This window comes from Pseudomonas shiyinii, from assembly GCF_056725765.1.
Genome location: NZ_CM161522.1, coordinates 817336 through 834468 on the forward strand (window position 1 = coordinate 817336; position 17133 = coordinate 834468).

At 65.0% G+C, this 17133-nt stretch carries 13 protein-coding genes; 3 read left to right on the plus strand and 10 right to left on the minus strand.

Annotated elements, in window-relative coordinates:
• Positions 1-287: 287 nt before the first annotated feature.
• Positions 288-1706, plus strand: coding sequence for an amino acid permease (locus tag ACXHGZ_RS03920; RefSeq protein WP_480462497.1), 1419 nt, complete (start codon positions 288-290; stop codon positions 1704-1706).
• A 149-nt stretch (positions 1707-1855) separates the two neighbouring features.
• Here the strand turns inward: ACXHGZ_RS03920 and ACXHGZ_RS03925 are convergent, their stop codons facing one another.
• From ACXHGZ_RS03925 to ACXHGZ_RS03935, 3 genes are all read right to left on the minus strand, one after another.
• On the minus strand, positions 1856-2368 hold the full coding sequence (locus tag ACXHGZ_RS03925; RefSeq protein ID WP_480462499.1) for a YkgB family protein: 513 nt from the start codon (positions 2366-2368) through the stop codon (positions 1856-1858).
• A 155-nt stretch (positions 2369-2523) separates the two neighbouring features.
• Entirely contained in the window at positions 2524-4143 is a 1620-nt protein-coding gene (locus ACXHGZ_RS03930) for an FMN-binding glutamate synthase family protein (protein WP_480462501.1), read from the minus strand.
• Positions 4144-4310: 167 nt separating this feature from the next.
• Complete coding sequence (locus tag ACXHGZ_RS03935) at positions 4311-8597, minus strand: DEAD/DEAH box helicase (RefSeq protein WP_480462502.1); 4287 nt, start codon at positions 8595-8597, stop codon at positions 4311-4313.
• A 152-nt stretch (positions 8598-8749) separates the two neighbouring features.
• On the opposite strand from ACXHGZ_RS03935, the gene ACXHGZ_RS03940 reads away from it, so the two are divergent.
• Positions 8750-9163, plus strand: coding sequence for an NUDIX hydrolase (locus ACXHGZ_RS03940; protein ID WP_480462504.1), 414 nt, complete (start codon positions 8750-8752; stop codon positions 9161-9163).
• On the opposite strand, the gene metR is transcribed toward ACXHGZ_RS03940, so the two are convergent.
• Positions 9147-10064: a transcriptional regulator MetR gene (gene metR, locus ACXHGZ_RS03945; protein WP_084855990.1), complete on the minus strand. Its 918-nt coding sequence runs from the start codon at positions 10062-10064 to the stop codon at positions 9147-9149. The two genes, ACXHGZ_RS03940 and metR, sit on opposite strands and share 17 nt — an antisense overlap.
• Positions 10065-10259: 195 nt before the next feature.
• Between metR and ACXHGZ_RS03950 the strand changes: the two genes are divergently transcribed.
• Positions 10260-11258 (plus strand): alpha/beta fold hydrolase, encoded by a 999-nt coding sequence (locus tag ACXHGZ_RS03950; protein WP_480462505.1) that lies wholly within the window; start codon positions 10260-10262, stop codon positions 11256-11258.
• Between the two features lie 65 nt (positions 11259-11323).
• On the opposite strand, the gene ACXHGZ_RS03955 is transcribed toward ACXHGZ_RS03950, so the two are convergent.
• From ACXHGZ_RS03955 to ACXHGZ_RS03980, 6 genes are all read right to left on the minus strand, one after another.
• Positions 11324-11650, minus strand: a complete 327-nt coding sequence (locus tag ACXHGZ_RS03955; RefSeq protein WP_368829702.1) for a GlpM family protein — start codon at positions 11648-11650, stop codon at positions 11324-11326.
• Between the two features lie 24 nt (positions 11651-11674).
• Entirely contained in the window at positions 11675-12949 is a 1275-nt protein-coding gene (gene aauR / locus ACXHGZ_RS03960) for a two-component response regulator AauR (RefSeq protein WP_480463986.1), read from the minus strand.
• A 64-nt stretch (positions 12950-13013) separates the two neighbouring features.
• Complete coding sequence (aauS, locus tag ACXHGZ_RS03965; protein WP_480462506.1) at positions 13014-14918, minus strand: two-component sensor histidine kinase AauS; 1905 nt, start codon at positions 14916-14918, stop codon at positions 13014-13016.
• 64 nt (positions 14919-14982) lie between these two features.
• Positions 14983-15717, minus strand: a complete 735-nt coding sequence (locus tag ACXHGZ_RS03970; protein WP_043206506.1) for an amino acid ABC transporter ATP-binding protein — start codon at positions 15715-15717, stop codon at positions 14983-14985.
• The gene (locus ACXHGZ_RS03975; RefSeq protein WP_084855999.1) at positions 15714-16385 is read right to left on the minus strand and encodes an amino acid ABC transporter permease; all 672 of its coding nucleotides are present in this window, start codon (positions 16383-16385) and stop codon (positions 15714-15716) included. The genes ACXHGZ_RS03970 and ACXHGZ_RS03975 overlap by 4 nt, the downstream gene beginning before the upstream one ends.
• Positions 16386-17132 (minus strand): amino acid ABC transporter permease, encoded by a 747-nt coding sequence (locus ACXHGZ_RS03980; RefSeq protein ID WP_084856001.1) that lies wholly within the window; start codon positions 17130-17132, stop codon positions 16386-16388.
• Position 17133 lies beyond the last annotated feature (1 nt).

Sequence of the window (17133 nt, forward strand, 5' to 3'; positions counted from 1 at the left end):
TGGGCAATGTTGCTATGGTAGCCGCCCCCATTCTTCGCAAGGGTGGGGCGGAAGGGATTTATGCCTTCGGTGAAAGGGTTTTTGGCCGAGAATTCTCTCCAAATTTCCCTGTTTATATAGTGAAAAGCCCTACAGGCGGATTCCTATACTGCTCGACCCCTTCGTCCTGCCGTTCACCGGCGGACAGGCCGGCCCACGAGGCCCGCCCGGCAAGACGACGCCACGCCCACCGGCCTGGCTGGTTCTGCGCGAAGGTCAATCCAATAACAAAATGAGGTTGTATTGCTATGCCAGTCGGCAACCACCCTGCCCATGGTGAGACCGCCCAGGGCGGCCCACTCAAGCGCGAGCTGGGCGAACGGCACATCCGTCTGATGGCGCTGGGCGCCTGTATCGGTGTAGGCCTGTTCCTCGGTTCAGCCAAGGCCATCGAAATGGCCGGTCCTGCGATCATGCTTTCCTACATCATCGGTGGCCTGGCCATCCTGGTGATCATGCGTGCGCTCGGCGAAATGGCCGTGCACAACCCGGTAGCCGGCTCCTTCAGCCGCTATGCCCAGGACTACCTCGGCCCGCTGGCGGGCTTCCTCACCGGCTGGAACTACTGGTTCCTGTGGCTGGTGACCTGTGTCGCGGAAATCACCGCAGTGGCCATCTACATGGGTATCTGGTTCCCCGACGTGCCGCGCTGGATCTGGGCCCTGGCCGCCCTGGGCAGCATGGGGGCGATCAACCTGATCGCGGTCAAGGCGTTCGGCGAGTTCGAGTTCTGGTTCGCCCTGATCAAGATCGTCACCATCATTGCCATGGTCCTGGGCGGTATCGGCATCATCGCCTTCGGCTTCGGTAACGACGGCGTGGCCATGGGTATCTCCAACCTGTGGAGCAATGGCGGCTTCATGCCCAACGGCGTGACCGGCGTGCTGATGTCGCTGCAGATGGTCATGTTCGCCTACCTGGGTGTAGAGATGATCGGCCTGACCGCCGGCGAAGCGCGCAACCCGCAGAAGACCATTCCACAGGCCATCGGCTCGGTGTTCTGGCGCATCCTGCTGTTCTATGTCGGTGCGCTGTTCGTGATCCTGTCGATCTACCCCTGGAACGAGATCGGCAGCCAGGGCAGCCCGTTCGTGATGACCTTCGAGCGCCTGGGTATCAAGACCGCTGCTGGCATCATCAATTTCGTGGTGATCACCGCCGCGCTGTCCTCGTGCAACGGCGGCATCTTCAGCACCGGGCGCATGCTCTACAGCCTGGCGCAGAACGGCCAGGCCCCGGCGCCCTTCGCCCGCACTTCGAAAAGCGGCGTGCCGCGCAATGCGCTGCTGCTGTCGATCGGTGCCTTGCTGCTGGGCGTGCTGGCGAATTACCTGGTGCCGGAGAAAGTGTTCGTCTGGGTGACCTCGATCGCCACCTTCGGTGCGATCTGGACCTGGGTGATGATCCTGCTGGCCCAGCTCAAGTTCCGTGCCGGCCTGTCCACCGCCGAGCGTCAGGCGCTGAAGTACCGCATGTGGCTGTGGCCGCTGAGCTCCTACCTGGCCCTGGCCTTCCTGGTGTTGGTGGTGGGCCTGATGGCCTATTTCGAGGATACCCGCGTGGCCCTGTACATCGGCCCGGCGTTCCTGGTCCTGCTGACGGTGCTGTACTACGCGTTCCGCCTGGCGCCGAAAGACGCGCAAGGTGCGGCGAGCACCGCTTCCTGATCCCACGCCTTCGGGGCCGCTTTGCGGCCCATTCGCAGCCCATCGCCGGCAAGCCGGCTCCCACAGGTTCCGCGGTGTCTACAACAGCAGCGCAGGGCAGGTGGGAGCCGGCTTGCCGGCGATGGGGCCTTGACTGACAGGCATTCGGGCTAGGTGCGGGTGATTTTCCGAGCTTGATGGCGAGCTAGCCCCTCCGCCAATACCACAAGGCTCACACCCAGCAGCGCCAGGTCCTTGATCAGGAAACTGCCCGCGCGATTGAGCCAGGGGAATCCGCCTGAAGCAGCCTCCCAGATCGGCACGGCCAGCATGATCGACAGTGTCGTGACGAAGGTGAGCGTGCACAGCGCTCCACCGGCAATGGCTGCTTTGACCGACCATCGGCTGGCGATGAGCAGCACGGCGGCCAGTATCTCCACCACCCCCAGCAGGTAGGATGTCCCTGCCTCGCCAAATACTGCGTACAACCAGGCCAGCCAAGGCGTCTGGCTGATGAGCGGCTTGAGCGCCTCGACTTCGATGAAGGTGAACTTGAGCAGGCCGATCATCAACATGGGCATGACCACGCCCAGCACAGCGATGTGCCTGCCTATTTGCAGCAGTTGCTGCGGGAGCGATGCGGTACGGGTAACGGGAGGGGTCGGATTGTCGGTTGGGCTCATGATGCGCACTCCTGGATGAGAGGCACCGAGCGTGTCGTTCGCGGATTAACGACCATTTAACGGGTGGGTAGGATCTGGCCCTGCTTGTTGTAGGAATATTCTCTGAATTACCCGATGCACCTGTTCCCGGAACAGGCGCACCGGGCATGGTCGCCTCAGGCGGCTATTTCACTATGCGGCTCGAAACTGTCGGCCCGGGCCATCTGCCACATGCGTGAATAGAATTGCCCGTTGACCTCACCGGTAAGCAACTCGCCTGGCTTGAGGAACACGTGCATCTGCGAAAACAGCTTGATCTCGGTGGCGGAGATACGCCGCACCAGGTGCTTGGCCTCCAGCTGTGCCGGGTGTTCCAGGCCTGCCGCAGCAAGCATCTCGGCCAGGGCGCGCAAGGTGTTGTGGTGGAAGTTGAGCACGCGCTGGGCCTTGTCCGGTACCACCAGGGCGCGCTGGCGCAGGGCATCCTGGGTCGCGACTCCGGTGGGGCATTTATTGGTGTGGCAGCTCTGCGACTGGATACAACCAATGGCGAACATGAAGCCGCGAGCCGCGTTGGCCCAGTCGGCGCCGATGGCCAGTACGCTGGCGATGTCGAAGGCGCTGACGATCTTGCCGCTGGCGCCCAGCTTGATCTTGTCGCGCAGGTTCAGGCCCACCAGGGTGTTGTGCACGAACAACAGGCCTTCGCGCAATGGCACACCGATATGGTCGGTGAACTCCACCGGAGCGGCGCCCGTGCCGCCCTCCTTGCCGTCCACCACGATGAAGTCCGGCAGGATGCCGGTTTCCAGCATGGCCTTGGCGATGCCCATGAACTCCCAGGGGTGGCCCAGGCAGAACTTGAAGCCCACCGGCTTGCCGCCGGACAGCTCACGCAGGCGGGCGATGAATTGCATCATCTCGATGGGCGTGGAGAAGGCGCTGTGGCGCGATGGCGAGATGCAGTCCTCGCCCATCAGCACGCCGCGGGTGGCGGCGATTTCCTCGGTCACCTTGTGCTTGGGCAGGATTCCGCCGTGGCCGGGCTTGGCGCCCTGGCTCATCTTGATCTCGATCATGCGCACCTGCGGGTCGCGCGCCTGTTCGGCGAAACGCTCGGGGTCGAAGCGCCCGTCCGGGGTGCGGCAGCCGAAGTAGCCTGAACCCAGCTCCCAGACCAGATCGCCGCCATTCTCGCGGTGGTACGGGCTGATGCTGCCTTCGCCGGTGTCATGGGCGAAATTGCCGAGCTTGGCCCCCTGGTTGAGTGCCCGGATGGCGTTGGCGCTCAGCGAACCGAAGCTCATGGCCGAAATGTTGAAGATCGAGGCCGAGTACGGCTGGCTGCACTGCGGGCCGCCGACGGTCACGCGAAAGCTTGCTGGATCAGCCAGGGGCGCCGGGCGCATGGAGTGGCCGATGAACTCGAAGCCTGATTCGTATACGTCGATCAAGGTGCCGAAGGGTTTGTCCGACGCTTCGTTCTTGGCCCGGGCATACACCAGCGAACGCTGGGCGCGGGAGAAGGGCAGGGCATCGCTGTCGGCTTCGAGCAAGTACTGACGGATCTCCGGGCGTATCCCTTCGACCAAGTAGCGGATGTTGCCGAGGATCGGGTAGTTGCGCCGCACCGCGTGGCGTTGCTGCAGCAGGTCGAACAGGCCGATGAGGCTGAGCACGGCGGTGGTGAGAGTGAACGGCCACAGCCATTCGTGGTGCAGGAACGGCAGGCTCGCCAAGGTGAACAGGACACAGGCGGCGAAAAAGGCATAGCGACTGAGAAGTGACAGGCTCATACGGGGTCCTTGCGAATGGCTCGGTCAGGCTCAGGGCCTGGGCAAGCCCCGACCATAGCCCCATTGGGTAGCGCATTGCCAGTCGATCGCGGGCCGGGAAGATGAAAGATCGGTCATCGACGCTGGCCTTTGGGAGCGGGCTTGTCCCGAGACGCGGTCGTATGGCGTCAGGCGATATCGCGCAGCAGACGCTGCCGCCAGGCCTCCTGCTCTGCGGTCGATGCTTCCAGCAGATACTCGTAGCGGCCCGCCACCCGTGTGGCCACCGGCACGCCGTCGCGGTACAGCAACCGGTTGCCGACCACCGCAGGCACCTTGTTGCCTGGCAACAGCGTCCCCAGCAGGTTCAGTGGGTCACAGGCGCTGATCATCACCAGCCCGCCATCTGCTGCCCGCCGTCGTACCTGGCGCAGCAGGGCGACCGCCTCCGGCAGGGCGAACTGCTCCCCGGCCAGCCCGGCAATGAATCGCCCGCCGCGGATTTCGCCCCGGGCCTCCAACCGGTGGTAGCAACGCAACAGGTCGCGCCAAGGCGGCAGCACGTCGCTCTCGCGCTCCAACAGGCGCCAGCAGATCACGCCGTAGCGGCGCAGCAAGGTCCGGGCGACGTGTTCCAGGCGTTGGTCGGCGTCCGGCATGGTATTGCCACGACGCAGCAACGCCCAGCGCCCGGCCTGTGCCATGTCGCTGGCCATCGGCGGGCGCCCGCGACGGCTGTTGCGTGAGGTGCGCTTGGCGGCGGGTGTGATCAGGCTGCGCAGGCCCGTGAAGCTGTCGGCTCCGACCAGCCCGGCGCCCACCAATTGCTGCAATGCGGTTTCCAGTTCGCTGGGCAGCAGGTGGGCTTCCTGGGTGAGCTCGTCGAAGAACAGGGCGCCCTGGGCCTGCAGTGTCTCGTACACCCGTTGCGCCCGTGGCGCCAGGTCATCGAGCGCGGGCATCGGTGCCAGGCTGCGCCAGAGGCCCAGGTGCTCGCGCGGCAACAGTACCAGCGGTGTGCTGGACAGGGTGCTGGTGGACAGCGTCGTCGCCAGGCGGCTCCAGGCCCATTGGCCGCTGCGGCAGGCATCGTCGAGCCAGTGCGGGCTGTAGTCCTTGATCCGGGCGGGCAGCAGTTCGGCCTCCCAGGCCCCGGCCGCGCTGGGAAAGCCTTGCAACTGGCCGAGCACCTCGGCCACTGCCTGCGGCCCTCTCAGGCGTTCGTCGGCCGCCAGGTGCTGCCAGTCGAACAGGAAGCGCATGTAGTCCTGCAGGGTTACCGGCTCGATTTCCCGGCGCAGGCGCTTGACCGTGTAGCGATGGATGCGCGCCAACAGATGGCGCTCGCACCACTGCAGGGTCTGCTGGCCAGGGCTGAAGTGGTCGCGCAGCACATAGCCTTCCACTTCCAGGTGGACCAGGGCCTGTTCGATAACCCTACCGGGCAGGCCCAGCGGTGCCGCGATCTGGGCCACCGTTAGCGGGCCGAAACCGCTGAGCCGCGCGCGCAACAGCTCGACCAGCGCGGCATCCTTTTCCAAAGGCTGGTCGAACCCCGGCAACAGGCCCAGCGAGGGTTCCAGACGAGCATCTGGGTAGCACGCCAGCAGCAGGCTCAGGCGTTCGCGCGCCAGCCACAGGGCCGTTTCGCCGCTGCGCAGCAGGCACGCACGGCCTGCCTGGGCCAACCGGGCCAGCAGGCCTGGCCAATCGTTGCCCAGGTGGGTTTCCCCGGCACTGATGGCGCCCAGGCTCATCAAGGCTTCGTGCATCTCATCGGCATTGCCCGGTTGTGGCCAGGCCTCGGCCTGCACGGCGGCGATGGCCTCGATATCCAATGCCCCCAGGTCATCGCCACTGTGCACGTCGTTCCAGCGCCGGTTGAGTACCGCCTGGGTCCGGCGCTCCTCCAGCGGGGCATCGTCCAGGAAGGTATAGGGGCGGGCATTGAGAATGGCCGCAGCCAAGGGGGAGGGTGCGGGCAGGTCGCGGGCGAGCAGGCGTATCTCGCCGTTCTCCATGCGCCGTAGCAGGGCCAGCCAGCCTTCGCTGTCCATGGCTTCGTGCAGGCAATCGTCCAGGGTCTGTTCCACCAGCGGATGGTCGGGGATCTGCCGTTCGCCGGCGATGTTCTCCAGGCAGGCGATCTGGTCGGGGAACACCGCCGCGATCAGGTCTTCGCTCTTCATCCGCTGGATCTGTGGCGCCACCTTGCGCCCGCCGACATAACGCGGCAAGGCCAGGGCCACGGCGGCGTTCCAGCGCCAGCGCACGCCGAACAGTGGGGCGTCGAGCAGGGCCTGGACCAGGATCGGCTCGGCGCTGCGGCTGGCCAGGTAGCGCCAGACTTCATCGAGCTCGAAGCTGTGGCTGGTGGACAGCGACAGCACGATCGCGTCTTCGCTGGCCGCGGCCTGCAGCTCGAAGTTGAAGGTACGACAGAAGCGTTTGCGCAGCGCTAGCCCCCAAGCGCGGTTGATCCGGCTGCCGTAGGGCGAATGGATGATCAATTGGGTGCCGCCGGTTTCGTCGAAGAAGCGTTCCATCACCAGCGTTTCCTGCGAAGGCAGGGCGCCCAGCACCCGCCAGGCCTGCCCGAGGTAGTCGAGCAACTGGCTGGCGCTGCCTGCTTCCAGCCCGAACGCCTGCTGCAACCACGCCAGTACCGGTTCGAATTGTCCGCCGCTGGCCTGCAAGCGTTCGTCGACCTGCGCCTGCAGGCGGGCGACGGCGGCGGACAACTCATCGCTGCGCCCCGGAGCCTCGCCGAGCCAGAATGGAATGGTCGGCGGTAGGCCATGGGCATCTTCGACCCGTACCCGGCCAGGCTCGACCCGCAGAATGCGATAGGACGCGTTGCCCAGTTGGAAGATATCGCCGGCAATGCTTTCCACGGCGAAGTCTTCGTTGACGCTGCCGATGTTCAGCGACTGGGGTTCGAGCAGCACGGCATAGTCGGCGGTCTCGGGAATGGTGCCGCCGCTGGTCAACGCCGTCAGCTGGCTGCCGCGGCGCCCGCGCAGGGTAGCGCTGACGGCATCGCGGTGCAGGTAGGCGCTGCGCACGCCCTGGCGGCCGTTGTAGCCCTCGGCGAGCATGCGCAGCAGCGCCTGGTAGTGCGCTGGGTCCAGCCCGGCATAGGGCATGGCCTGGCGCAGGCAGTCGTACAGGGCCTGCTCCGGCCAGGGCTGGTTGCTCACTTCGGCGACGATCTGCTGGGCCAGTACGTCCAGCGGTGCGTGGGGTATCTGCAGTTGATCGAGTTCGCCCTGGCGCACACCTTCGAGCAAGGCCACGCATTCGATCAGGTCGTCCCGCGAGGTCGGGAACAGCCGCCCCTTGGGGATGCCTTCGACCTGGTGCCCGGAGCGTCCGACACGTTGCAGAAACGCCGAGATCGAGCCGGGCGAGGCGATCTGGCAGACCAGCTCGACTCCGCCGATGTCGATGCCCAGCTCCAGCGAGGCGGTGGCCACCAGCACCTGCAGTTGGCCTGCCTTCAGACGCTGTTCGGCTGCCAGGCGGTGTTCCTTGGCCAGGCTGCCATGGTGCGCCGCCACGGCATCCTGGCCCAGGCGCTCGCTCAGGTGCCGCGTCAGGCGTTCGGCCAGGCGCCGGGTGTTGACGAACACCAAGGTGGTTCGATGCTCTCGGGCGAGCGCGGCGATACGGTCGTAGACCAGGCCCCAGACATCGGTGGCCATTACCGCCCCCAGCGGTACCGGCGGGACTTCGATGGCCAGGTCGCGGCGGCGCGCATGGCCGACGTCGACGATGGCGCACGGACGCTGGTGACCGACCAGAAACTGCGCCACCCGCTCCACGGGGCGCTGCGTAGCGGACAGGCCGATGCGCCGCAGAGGCCGGCCGCACAGCGCTTGCAGGCGCTCCAGAGTCAGGGCCAGGTGACAGCCTCGCTTGTTGCCGGCCAGGGCGTGGATCTCGTCGACGATCACCGTGTGCACATTGGCCAGGCCTTCGCGACCGGAGGCCGAGCCGAGCAGCACATAGAGCGATTCGGGCGTGGTCACCAGGATATGCGGTGCCCGCTTGCGCATGGCCACGCGTTCTTTTTGCGGCGTATCACCGGTGCGCACGGCAGTGGTGATGCGCGGCGCCTTCAACCCTTGATCTTGCAGCGCCTGGCCGATGCCGGCCAGCGGCAGGTCGAGGTTCAGGCGAATGTCGTTGGACAGCGCCTTGAGGGGCGAGACATAGACCACCTGGGTGTGCGGGGGCAGCTCGCCGTCATGTTCCAGGCCCTGGCGAAACAGCTCGTCGAGCACGGCCAGGAAGGCACTCAAGGTTTTGCCTGAGCCCGTCGGCGCGGCGAGCAGCATCGACTGGCCGGCGTGAATCAGCGGCCAGGCCCGGGCCTGGGCGTCGGTGACCGTGGCGAAGTGCTGCCGGAACCAGGCACCGATGGCGGGGTGGAACAGGTCGAGCACGGGGTGGTGCTGGGCAGGGAGGTTCATATGTTGTTTATGGCGGGTGAAGGTCGGGTTGGCAAGGGGCCGTTCGTCCTGGGCCGTCTGCCGCGGCCCTTCTGTAGGAGCGGGCAGCTTGTCAGCCCTCGACCTGCATGGGATCCTTGCCCGCCGTTTTCCGTTGTCCAGCGAGCTCCTCAATGTCCAAGACCATCCGTATCGCCGCCGCCCTTCTGATCGACCCGCAAGGCCGTACCCTGCTGGTTCGCAAGCGCGGCACCCAGGCGTTCATGCAGCCCGGTGGCAAGATCGATGCTGGTGAGTCGCCCCAAGCGGCGTTGGTGCGTGAGCTGCATGAGGAGCTGGGGCTGCGGCTGGACCCCACACAAGCGGTCTATCTTGGCCAGTTCAGCGCACCGGCCGCTAACGAGCCAGGCTTTGAAGTTCAGGCCGAGCTGTTCCGGGTCGACAGCGCCGAGGACGTCGCCCCGGCAGCAGAGATCGAAGAAGTGGTCTGGCTGGCCGCTGATCAGGCCCCGGACTTTGAGCTGGCGCCCCTGACCCGCGACCTGATCCTGCCGCTCTATCGCCAGGCGCTCAACGCACCGCGCTGACGCCGTCGAGGGTCGAGAACGAGGTGTCCTTGGCCGTCAGCAGGAAGTCGCGCATGTACGGCGCATCGAGCATGTCGGTGCGCACCGCAGCGTGGAGCGTGGCGAACAGGCCCTTTTCGCCCAGCCGCTTGCCCTTGACGTAGCCCCGCGAGCTGTACTCGTGCAGTGCCCAATGGGGAATGCCGCATACGCCACGGCCGCTGGCCACCAGTTGCATCATCATCACGGTCAGCTCCGAAGTGCGCACCGCAGCCGGCTCGATATCGGCCGGCTCCAGGAAGCGGGTGAAGATGTCCAGGCGGTCGCGCTCCACCGGGTAGGTGATCAGGGTCTGGTCCAGCAGGTCCTGGGGCACGATATAGGGCTTGCCGGCCAACGGGTGCTGGTTGGCCACGGCGAGCATCGCCTCGTAGGTGAACAGTGGCACGTAGGTGATGCCGGGCAGGTCCACCGGGTCGGAGGTCACCACCAGGTCCAGGTCGCCACGGGCCAGGGCCGGCAGTGGGGCGAAGGCGAAGCCTGAGGCCAGGTCGAGCTCCACTTCCGGCCAGGCGTCGCGGAACTGGTCGATGGTGGGCATCAGCCACTGGAAGCAACTGTGGCATTCGATGGCCATATGCAAGCGCCCTGCAGTGCCGCCCGCCAGGCGTGCGATATCACGCTCGGCACCACGCAGCAGGGGCAGGGTAGCGTCGGCCAACTGCAGCAGGCGCAGGCCGGCGCTAGTGAAGCGGATCGGCTTGGACTTGCGCACGAACAGGGTCATGCCCAGGCGCTCTTCCAGTTCCTTGAACTGGTGCGAGAGGGCCGACTGGGTCAGGTGCAGGCGTTCGGCGGCTTCCACCAGGCTGTCGGCCTCGCGCAGGGCATGAAGGGTTTTCAGGTGGCGGATTTCCAGCACAGATGACTCCGGGGGTAACACTGGATAATGGATGCAGATGCTTGAGTTTCCCTCATGTTGTGCGTTGCTGTCGAGTACGGCGCAGATGACCGCCCGGCAGCCTTAATCAAACTGTCATGGTTTTGTGGCAGCGCGCTCGAAGGGATTTCATCAGACTCGCGCTCTACTGGGGATCTGCATTCTGGTGTTTCTTTCATGCGGGCTTTATTGGTCTTTTTATTCTTGTTGGTCAGTGTGCCGGCCGCTGCGGCGGCTCAGCGCTGCGACGCCCAGGTGCCGGTGCAACGGGCCGAGCTGGGCGAGCTGAGCGTGGTCTACCAAAGCGTCGGTGCGCCGTCGGACCCTGTACTGCTGTTGGTCATGGGCCTGGGAGGGCAATTGATCCATTGGCCCGACGATGTGGTCGAGGCCCTGTGCCGGCAGGGTTTTCGCGTCATTCGCTACGACAATCGCGATGTCGGCTTGTCGCGCTGGAACCAAGCGCCGGCCACGGCCAGCCTGACTGTAGAATTGCTGCGCTACAAGCTGGGGTTGCCGGTGGTTGCACCCTATACCTTGACCGACATGGCCAGCGACGGCTTGCGGCTCATGGATACGCTGGACGTGGAGCAGTTCCATGTACTGGGGGTCAGTATGGGTGGCATGATCGCCCAGCATCTGGCGGCCATGGCCCCACAGCGCGTGCGCAGCCTGACGCTGGTGATGTCCAGTTCTGGCGATGCCGGCTTGCCTGCACCCAGCCCAGCGCTGGTGCAGCTGTTGGCGCGTCGCGATGCGCCCAACCGGGCTATGGCCATCGAGCACCAGGCCGACCTGCTGGCCGCCTTGGGCAGCCCCGATATCGCCGACGAGCGCTCGGCGTTGCTGCAACAGGCTGCGGACGCCTATGACCGGGCGTTCAACCCGGACGGCGTCAAGCGCCAGATCATGGCGATCCTCGCCGAGCCCAGCCGGGTGGCGCTGCTCAACCAACTGCGCGTGCCGACGCTGGTGGTGCACGGCACGGCTGACCCGCTGTTGCCGGTGATGCATGGCGTGCACCTGGCCGCGCATATCCAGGGCAGCCAGCTGCGCTTGATTCCGGGCCTGGCCCATCGTTTCCAGGAACCGTTCAAGGCGCCGTTGCTGGCGGCGGTGCTGCCTTACCTGAAGTCACATCGGGAAGCGCCAAGGCACGTGGCAGGGCTTCTGTAACCGGACCGTCACAGACCCTGAGCGGCCTTGTGCCGCGATTGGGCCGCAACGCGGCCCCAGCTGTTTCAATGAAAGCGCATCCACAAGGTGACCAACACCGTCGCTGCCACCAGCCAGGCCACTGTGGCCAGGGCCAGCGAGGCCTCCAGGCGCATTCTGTCGACCAGCACGTACAAGGCCGCCAGATAGATGAAATAGGGAATGATCGACCACATGCCGAACAGGATGGTGGTCTTCAGGTCCGCCAATGACCGGCCCTTGCCGACGATGTAATGCGCGATCAGGGCGAAAGTCGGAAACAGTGGCACCAACCCGGCGATGTAGTAGTTGCGCGTCTTGGAAAGAATGGCCAGGAGCACCACGACGGTGGCGCCCAGGCTGGCCTTGAGTATCAGGTCCACGTTGGCGTTCCTTGTTCAGCTCAGGCCGTATTTCTTCACTTTGTCGAACAGCGTGGTCTTGGCCATGCCCAGTTCCTGGCTGGCTTGGCTGAGGTTGCCACCGGTGCGTTGCAGGGCGTCACTGAGCAGGTTGCGCTCGAAGGCCTCAACCGCCTCGGCGAACCCCAGCCCTTGGCTGGCGCCGCCCGCGCTCTTCTTGAAGGCCGGCAGGCCAAGGGCATGGCGCTCGGCGACGTTGCGCAGCTCACGCACATTACCGGGCCAGTCGTGGGCCATCAGCCGCGACACGGTCTGGCTGTCGAGCTCCGGCACTTCGCGGTCGAAGCGCAAGGCCGACTGCTGGAGGAAGTGCTCGAACAGTTGCAGGATGTCTTCGCGGCGCTCGCGCAAGGGCGGCAGTTCCAGGGTGACCACGTTCAGGCGGTAGTACAGATCGCTGCGGAACTGGCCGGACTGGCCCATGGCGTCCAGGTCCGATTTGGTGGCGGCGATCACCCGGCAGTCCACCGGGATGCTCTGGTTCGAGCCCAGGCGCTCCAGGGTGCGTTCCTGCAGCACGCGCAGCAGCTTGATCTGCAGGTTGATCGGCATGCTCTCCACTTCGTCCAGGAACAGCGTGCCGCCATTGGCATGCTCGATCTTGCCGATACGCCGCTTGCCCGCACCGGTGAAGGCGTTGGCTTCATGGCCGAAGATCTCGCTTTCGAACAGGTTCTCCGGCAGGCCACCGCAATTGAGCGCAACGAAGGGCTGGCCCTGGCGCCGGCTGAAATCGTGCAGGCAGCGGGCGACCAGCTCCTTGCCGGTACCGGTTTCGCCTTCGATGAGCACGTTGGCCGAGGTATCGGCGACATTGGCGATCAATTCGCGCAGGTTCTGCATAGCCGGCGAGCGGCCGATGATGCGGCCCTCGAGGGTGCTCTGGCCAGCCAGCTGGCGCCGCAGGGCATGCACTTCACGAGACAGGCCGCGTTGCTCCAGGGCGCGGCGCACCACCTCCACCAGGCGCTCCGGGGAGAACGGTTTCTCCATGAAGTCGTAGGCGCCGTTGCGCATGGCACCGACAGCCATGTCGATATCGCCGTGGCCGGTGATCAGTACCACAGGCAGGCTGCGATCGCGCGCCTTGAGGCGGCCGAGCAGTTCCAGGCCATCCATGCCCGGCAGGCGGATGTCGCTGACGACGATACCGGCGAAATCCTCGCCGATGCGTTCCAACGCCTGTTCGGCGCTGCCCACGCCTTCGCAGGCGATGTCCTCCAACGCCAGTGCCTGCTGGCAACCCAGCAGTACGTGGGGGTCGTCTTCGACGATCAGGACGGTCAAGGGTGCTTGGTTCATGGGGACCCTTTATTCATAGTGGTTCAGCCGATGTGCCGGTAGGCATGACCAGGGGCAGGGCGAGGACGAAGGCGGTACCGCCGCTGGCGGGATGCTCGACGCCCAGGGACCCCTTGGCGGCGGCGGCCAGGCTCGCCGACAGGGTCAGGCCCAGGCCCAGGCCATGCTCGCCGGGTTTGGTGGTGAAGAAGGGTTCGAATAAGTGCTTGCGGGCCTCGGCATCGATGCCATGGCCATTGTCGCGCACCCGCAGACGGTATTTGTCGCCTTGTATTTCGCCTTCCAGCCAGAGCTGTGGTTGGGGCTGGCTGGCCATGGCGTCCAGGGCGTTGCCGATCAGGTTGACCAGGATCTGCTCCAGGCGGGTCTGGTCGATGGCCAATAGCTGGTCGTCGAACTGGCGGTGCAATTGCAGGTTGACGCGGGCGATGCGGTTGCCCAGCACCTGCAGGCTGGCCTCCACGGCCTTGTGGAGCGAGGCCTGGCCGCTGTCGTCGCCGCGCCGGGCGAAAGAGCGCAGGCTGGCGGTGATACGCCCCATGCGGTCGATCAGGTCGTTCATGGTGCGCAGGTTGGTACTGGCGGTTTCCAGGGCGCCGCGTTCGAGGAAGCGCACGGTGTTGCCCGACAATGTCCGCAGGGCGGCCAGCGGCTGGTTGAGTTCATGGGCGATGCTGGTGGACATCTGCCCGATGGCCGCCAGCTTACCGGCCTGCACCAGTTCGTCCTGGGCGTGACGCAAGGTCTGTTCGGCATGCCGGCGCTCGCGGATCTGCCCCTTGAGGCGTTCGTTGCTGGCGCGCAGGTCGGCGGTGCGCTCGGCGATGCGCCGCTCCAGTTGGCTGTTGGCTTCTTCCAGGGCTTCGCGAGCGGCAAGGCGGGTGGCGATTACCTTGCGTCGTTCGTTCCAGGCGATGGCCAGGATCGTCAACAGGGCGAAGGCCACGCCCACCAGGATGCCCTGTACCATGGATTCACGGTGCAGGTCCTGCAGCGGCGTGAGCAGGGTGAAATGCCAGGGGGTATCGACCAGGCGCCGGGTCTGGGCCAGGTAGGCCATGTTCTGGGGTTTGCCCTGGCCGCTTTCGCTGTTGGCAGGGAAGGTGAGCTTTTCTACGCCGTCGGCCAGGGTTTCGCGGGCCAAGGGTTGCAACTCGTTCAGCGGCCACCAGTAGTACTGCAGGCTGCGCGCCAGGCGTTCCTTGATCTGCGGGGTGAGCGGGCGTACCGACTTGAGCCGGCGGGCCGGGTCGCTGGAGAGGATGATGATGCCGTTCTCGTCACTGACGAACGCCTCCAGGCGCGCCCGTTGCCAGCGCTCCTCAAGGGTGTCCAGACGCACCTTGATCACCGCCACGCCGATGATCTTACCGTGCTCCTCCAGTCCGTGGGCCAGGTAGTAGCCGGCTTCGCCGGTGGTGCTGCCGATGCCATAGAAGCGGCCAGGCTCGCCGCGCACGGCATCCTGGAAATAGGCGCGGAACGACAGGTCCTCGCCCAGGAAGGAGTCGGCGTCGCGCCAGTTGCTGGTGGCCTGGACCCGGCCGCTGGTGTCGAGTACGAAGATGGCCCGGCTGCGGCTGCGGCGGTTCAGGCCTTCGAGGTATTCATTGACGGTCTGGCGATAACCACCGTCGGGGTCGGTGAGCAGGCGCGAGACGCTGTCTTCGAGCTCCAGCAAGCTCGGCAGGTAGGTGTACTTGCTGATTTCGCTCTCGACCGTGCGCGCATGCAGCTCGAGCTGGCGCTCGCCGTTTTCGTTCAGGGTGCGGATGCCGTTGCTCTCGCTGATCAGGTAGCCGGCCAGGCCCAGGCCGACCATCAACAGGATGATCAGCGGCGGCAGCAGCAATTGGCGAATCAGGCGGGATTTCACGACAGGTTGGGCAGGGCGAAGGAGCGAGGGGTCGCATTTCATCACAGTGGCCTTGTCACGACCAGCGTCCGCTGCCCGGATGCACCGGGCAGCGGCACGAGCCGACTCAGTGCTGCAGGATCTTGCTGAGGAAATGCTGGGTGCGTTCGTGGCGGCCTTCTGGGTTGCCGAAGAAGTCTTCCTTCTGGCAATCCTCGATGATGCTGCCCTTGTCCATGAAGATCACCCGGTTGGCCACCTTGCGGGCAAAGCCCATTTCGTGGGTCACGCACATCATGGTCATGCCCTCGTGGGCAAGTTCCACCATCACGTCCAGCACTTCGTTGACCATCTCCGGGTCCAGCGCCGAAGTCGGCTCGTCGAACAGCATGACGATCGGGTCCATCGATAGCGCGCGGGCGATGGCCACGCGTTGCTGCTGGCCGCCGGAAAGCTGGCCGGGATGCTTCTTGGCATGGGCGCCCAGGCCGACGCGATCGAGCAGGGCCAGGCCCTTCTTGGTGGCTTCCGCTTCGCTGCGGCCGAGCACCTTACGCTGGGCGATGGTCAGGTTCTCGGTGATCGACAGGTGTGGGAACAGTTCGAAGTGCTGGAACACCATGCCTACCCGCGAGCGCAGCTTGGGCAGGTTGGTCTTGGGGTCGGCGATCGAGGTACCGTCGACCACGATGTCACCTTTCTGGAATGGCTCCAGGGCGTTGACGCACTTGATCAATGTGGACTTGCCCGAGCCGGACGGGCCGCAGACCACCACCACCTCGCCTTTCTTGACCTCGGTGCTGCAGTCGGTCAGCACCTGGAAGTCCCCGTACCACTTGTTGACGTTCTTGATGGAAATCATACGGCGATCCTTTTTTGCAGACGCTTGACCAGCCACGAAGCGGAGAAGCTGATGAGGAAGTAGACGACACCGGCGAAGATCAGGAACTCATGGGAGCGCCCGATGATGTCGCCGTTGGAGCGGGCCGAGTTGAGGAAGTCCACCAGGCCCACGGTGTAGACCAGTGAGGTGTCCTGGAACAGGATGATGCTCTGTTGCAGCAGCAGCGGAGTCATCTTGCGGAATGCCTGGGGCAGGATGATCAGGCGCATGGTCTGGCCGTAGGTCATGCCCAGTGCCTGCGCGGCGCCCATCTGGCCCTTGGAGATCGACTGCACGCCGGCACGCACGATTTCGCAGAAGTACGCGGCCTCGAACATCATGAACGCCACCACACAGGAGGTGAAGGCGCCCACCGGGGTGTCTTCGCCGGTGATCCAGCGCAGCACGAACGGCACCGCCAGGTAGAACCAGGTGATCACCAGCAGCAGTGGGATGGAGCGGAAATAGTTGACGTAGGCGCCGGCCAGGTTCGACAGCAGCTTGCTCGACGACAGGCGCATCAGCGCCAGGAGGGTGCCCAGTACGATGCCGCCTACAACGCCCATGACCATCAGCTGGAGGGTCATCACCATGCCTTCCCAGAGGGCCGGCAGGGCGGGGATGATTTCGCTGAAATCCATGTCCATTTACTTGCCCCCCACGGAAATCAGGCCCGGTACCGAGACTTTCTTCTCGATCAGGCGCATGAACAGCATCAGGCCCATGTTCAGGGTGAAGTAGATCAGCGTGGCCAGGGTGAAGGCTTCGAACAGGTTGGCCGAAAACTCGGCGGTCTGCTTGGTTTGTGCCAGCAGTTCCATCAGGCCGATCAGCGAGGCCACCGAGGAGTTCTTGAACACGTTCAGGAATTCCGAAGTGAGTGGCGGGATGATGATCCGATAGGCCTGGGGCAGCAGTACGTTCATGTAGATCTGTGGCAGGCTGAAGCCCAGCGCTCGGCCAGCGGCTTCCTGGCCACGGGGCAAGGCTTGGATGCCGGTGCGCACCTGTTCGCAAACCCGCGCGGCGGTGAACAGGCCCAGGCAGATGACCACGCTGATCAGCGCCGAGGTGGTCGGGTTCAGGTCCTGCTTGAACCATTCCTGCAGGCCTTCGGGCAGCAGGTCGGGTACCAGGAAGTACCAGATGAACAGCTGCACCAGCAGCGGTACGTTGCGGAACAGCTCCACATAGGCGGTGGCGATGCCTGATACCAGGCGGTTCGGCACGGTGCGCATCACACCGAGCAGCGAGCCCAGCAGCAAGGCGATGATCCAGGCGGAGATGGCGATGGCGATGGTCCAGCCCAGACCGGCGATGTACCAGTCCAGGTAGGTTTCGCTACCCACGCCGGTGGACTTGAAGAACACGCCCCAGTCCCAGTTGTAATTCATC

Excerpts from the sequence above, each read along its gene's own strand:
- ACXHGZ_RS03925 (WP_480462499.1), bottom strand. The coding sequence starts at position 2,368 with ATGAGCCCAACCGACAATCCGACCCCTCCCGTTACCCGTACCGCATCG.
- ACXHGZ_RS03980 (WP_084856001.1), bottom strand. The coding sequence starts at position 17,132 with ATGAATTACAACTGGGACTGGGGCGTGTTCTTCAAGTCCACCGGCGTG.
- ACXHGZ_RS03950 (WP_480462505.1), top strand. The coding sequence starts at position 10,260 with ATGCGGGCTTTATTGGTCTTTTTATTCTTGTTGGTCAGTGTGCCGGCC.
- ACXHGZ_RS03970 (WP_043206506.1), bottom strand. The coding sequence starts at position 15,717 with ATGATTTCCATCAAGAACGTCAACAAGTGGTACGGGGACTTCCAGGTG.
- ACXHGZ_RS03920 (WP_480462497.1), top strand. The coding sequence starts at position 288 with ATGCCAGTCGGCAACCACCCTGCCCATGGTGAGACCGCCCAGGGCGGC.
- aauS (WP_480462506.1), bottom strand. The coding sequence starts at position 14,918 with ATGAAATGCGACCCCTCGCTCCTTCGCCCTGCCCAACCTGTCGTGAAA.
- ACXHGZ_RS03940 (WP_480462504.1), top strand. The coding sequence starts at position 8,750 with ATGTCCAAGACCATCCGTATCGCCGCCGCCCTTCTGATCGACCCGCAA.
- ACXHGZ_RS03930 (WP_480462501.1), bottom strand. The coding sequence starts at position 4,143 with ATGAGCCTGTCACTTCTCAGTCGCTATGCCTTTTTCGCCGCCTGTGTC.
- ACXHGZ_RS03975 (WP_084855999.1), bottom strand. The coding sequence starts at position 16,385 with ATGGACATGGATTTCAGCGAAATCATCCCCGCCCTGCCGGCCCTCTGG.
- ACXHGZ_RS03935 (WP_480462502.1), bottom strand. The coding sequence starts at position 8,597 with ATGAACCTCCCTGCCCAGCACCACCCCGTGCTCGACCTGTTCCACCCC.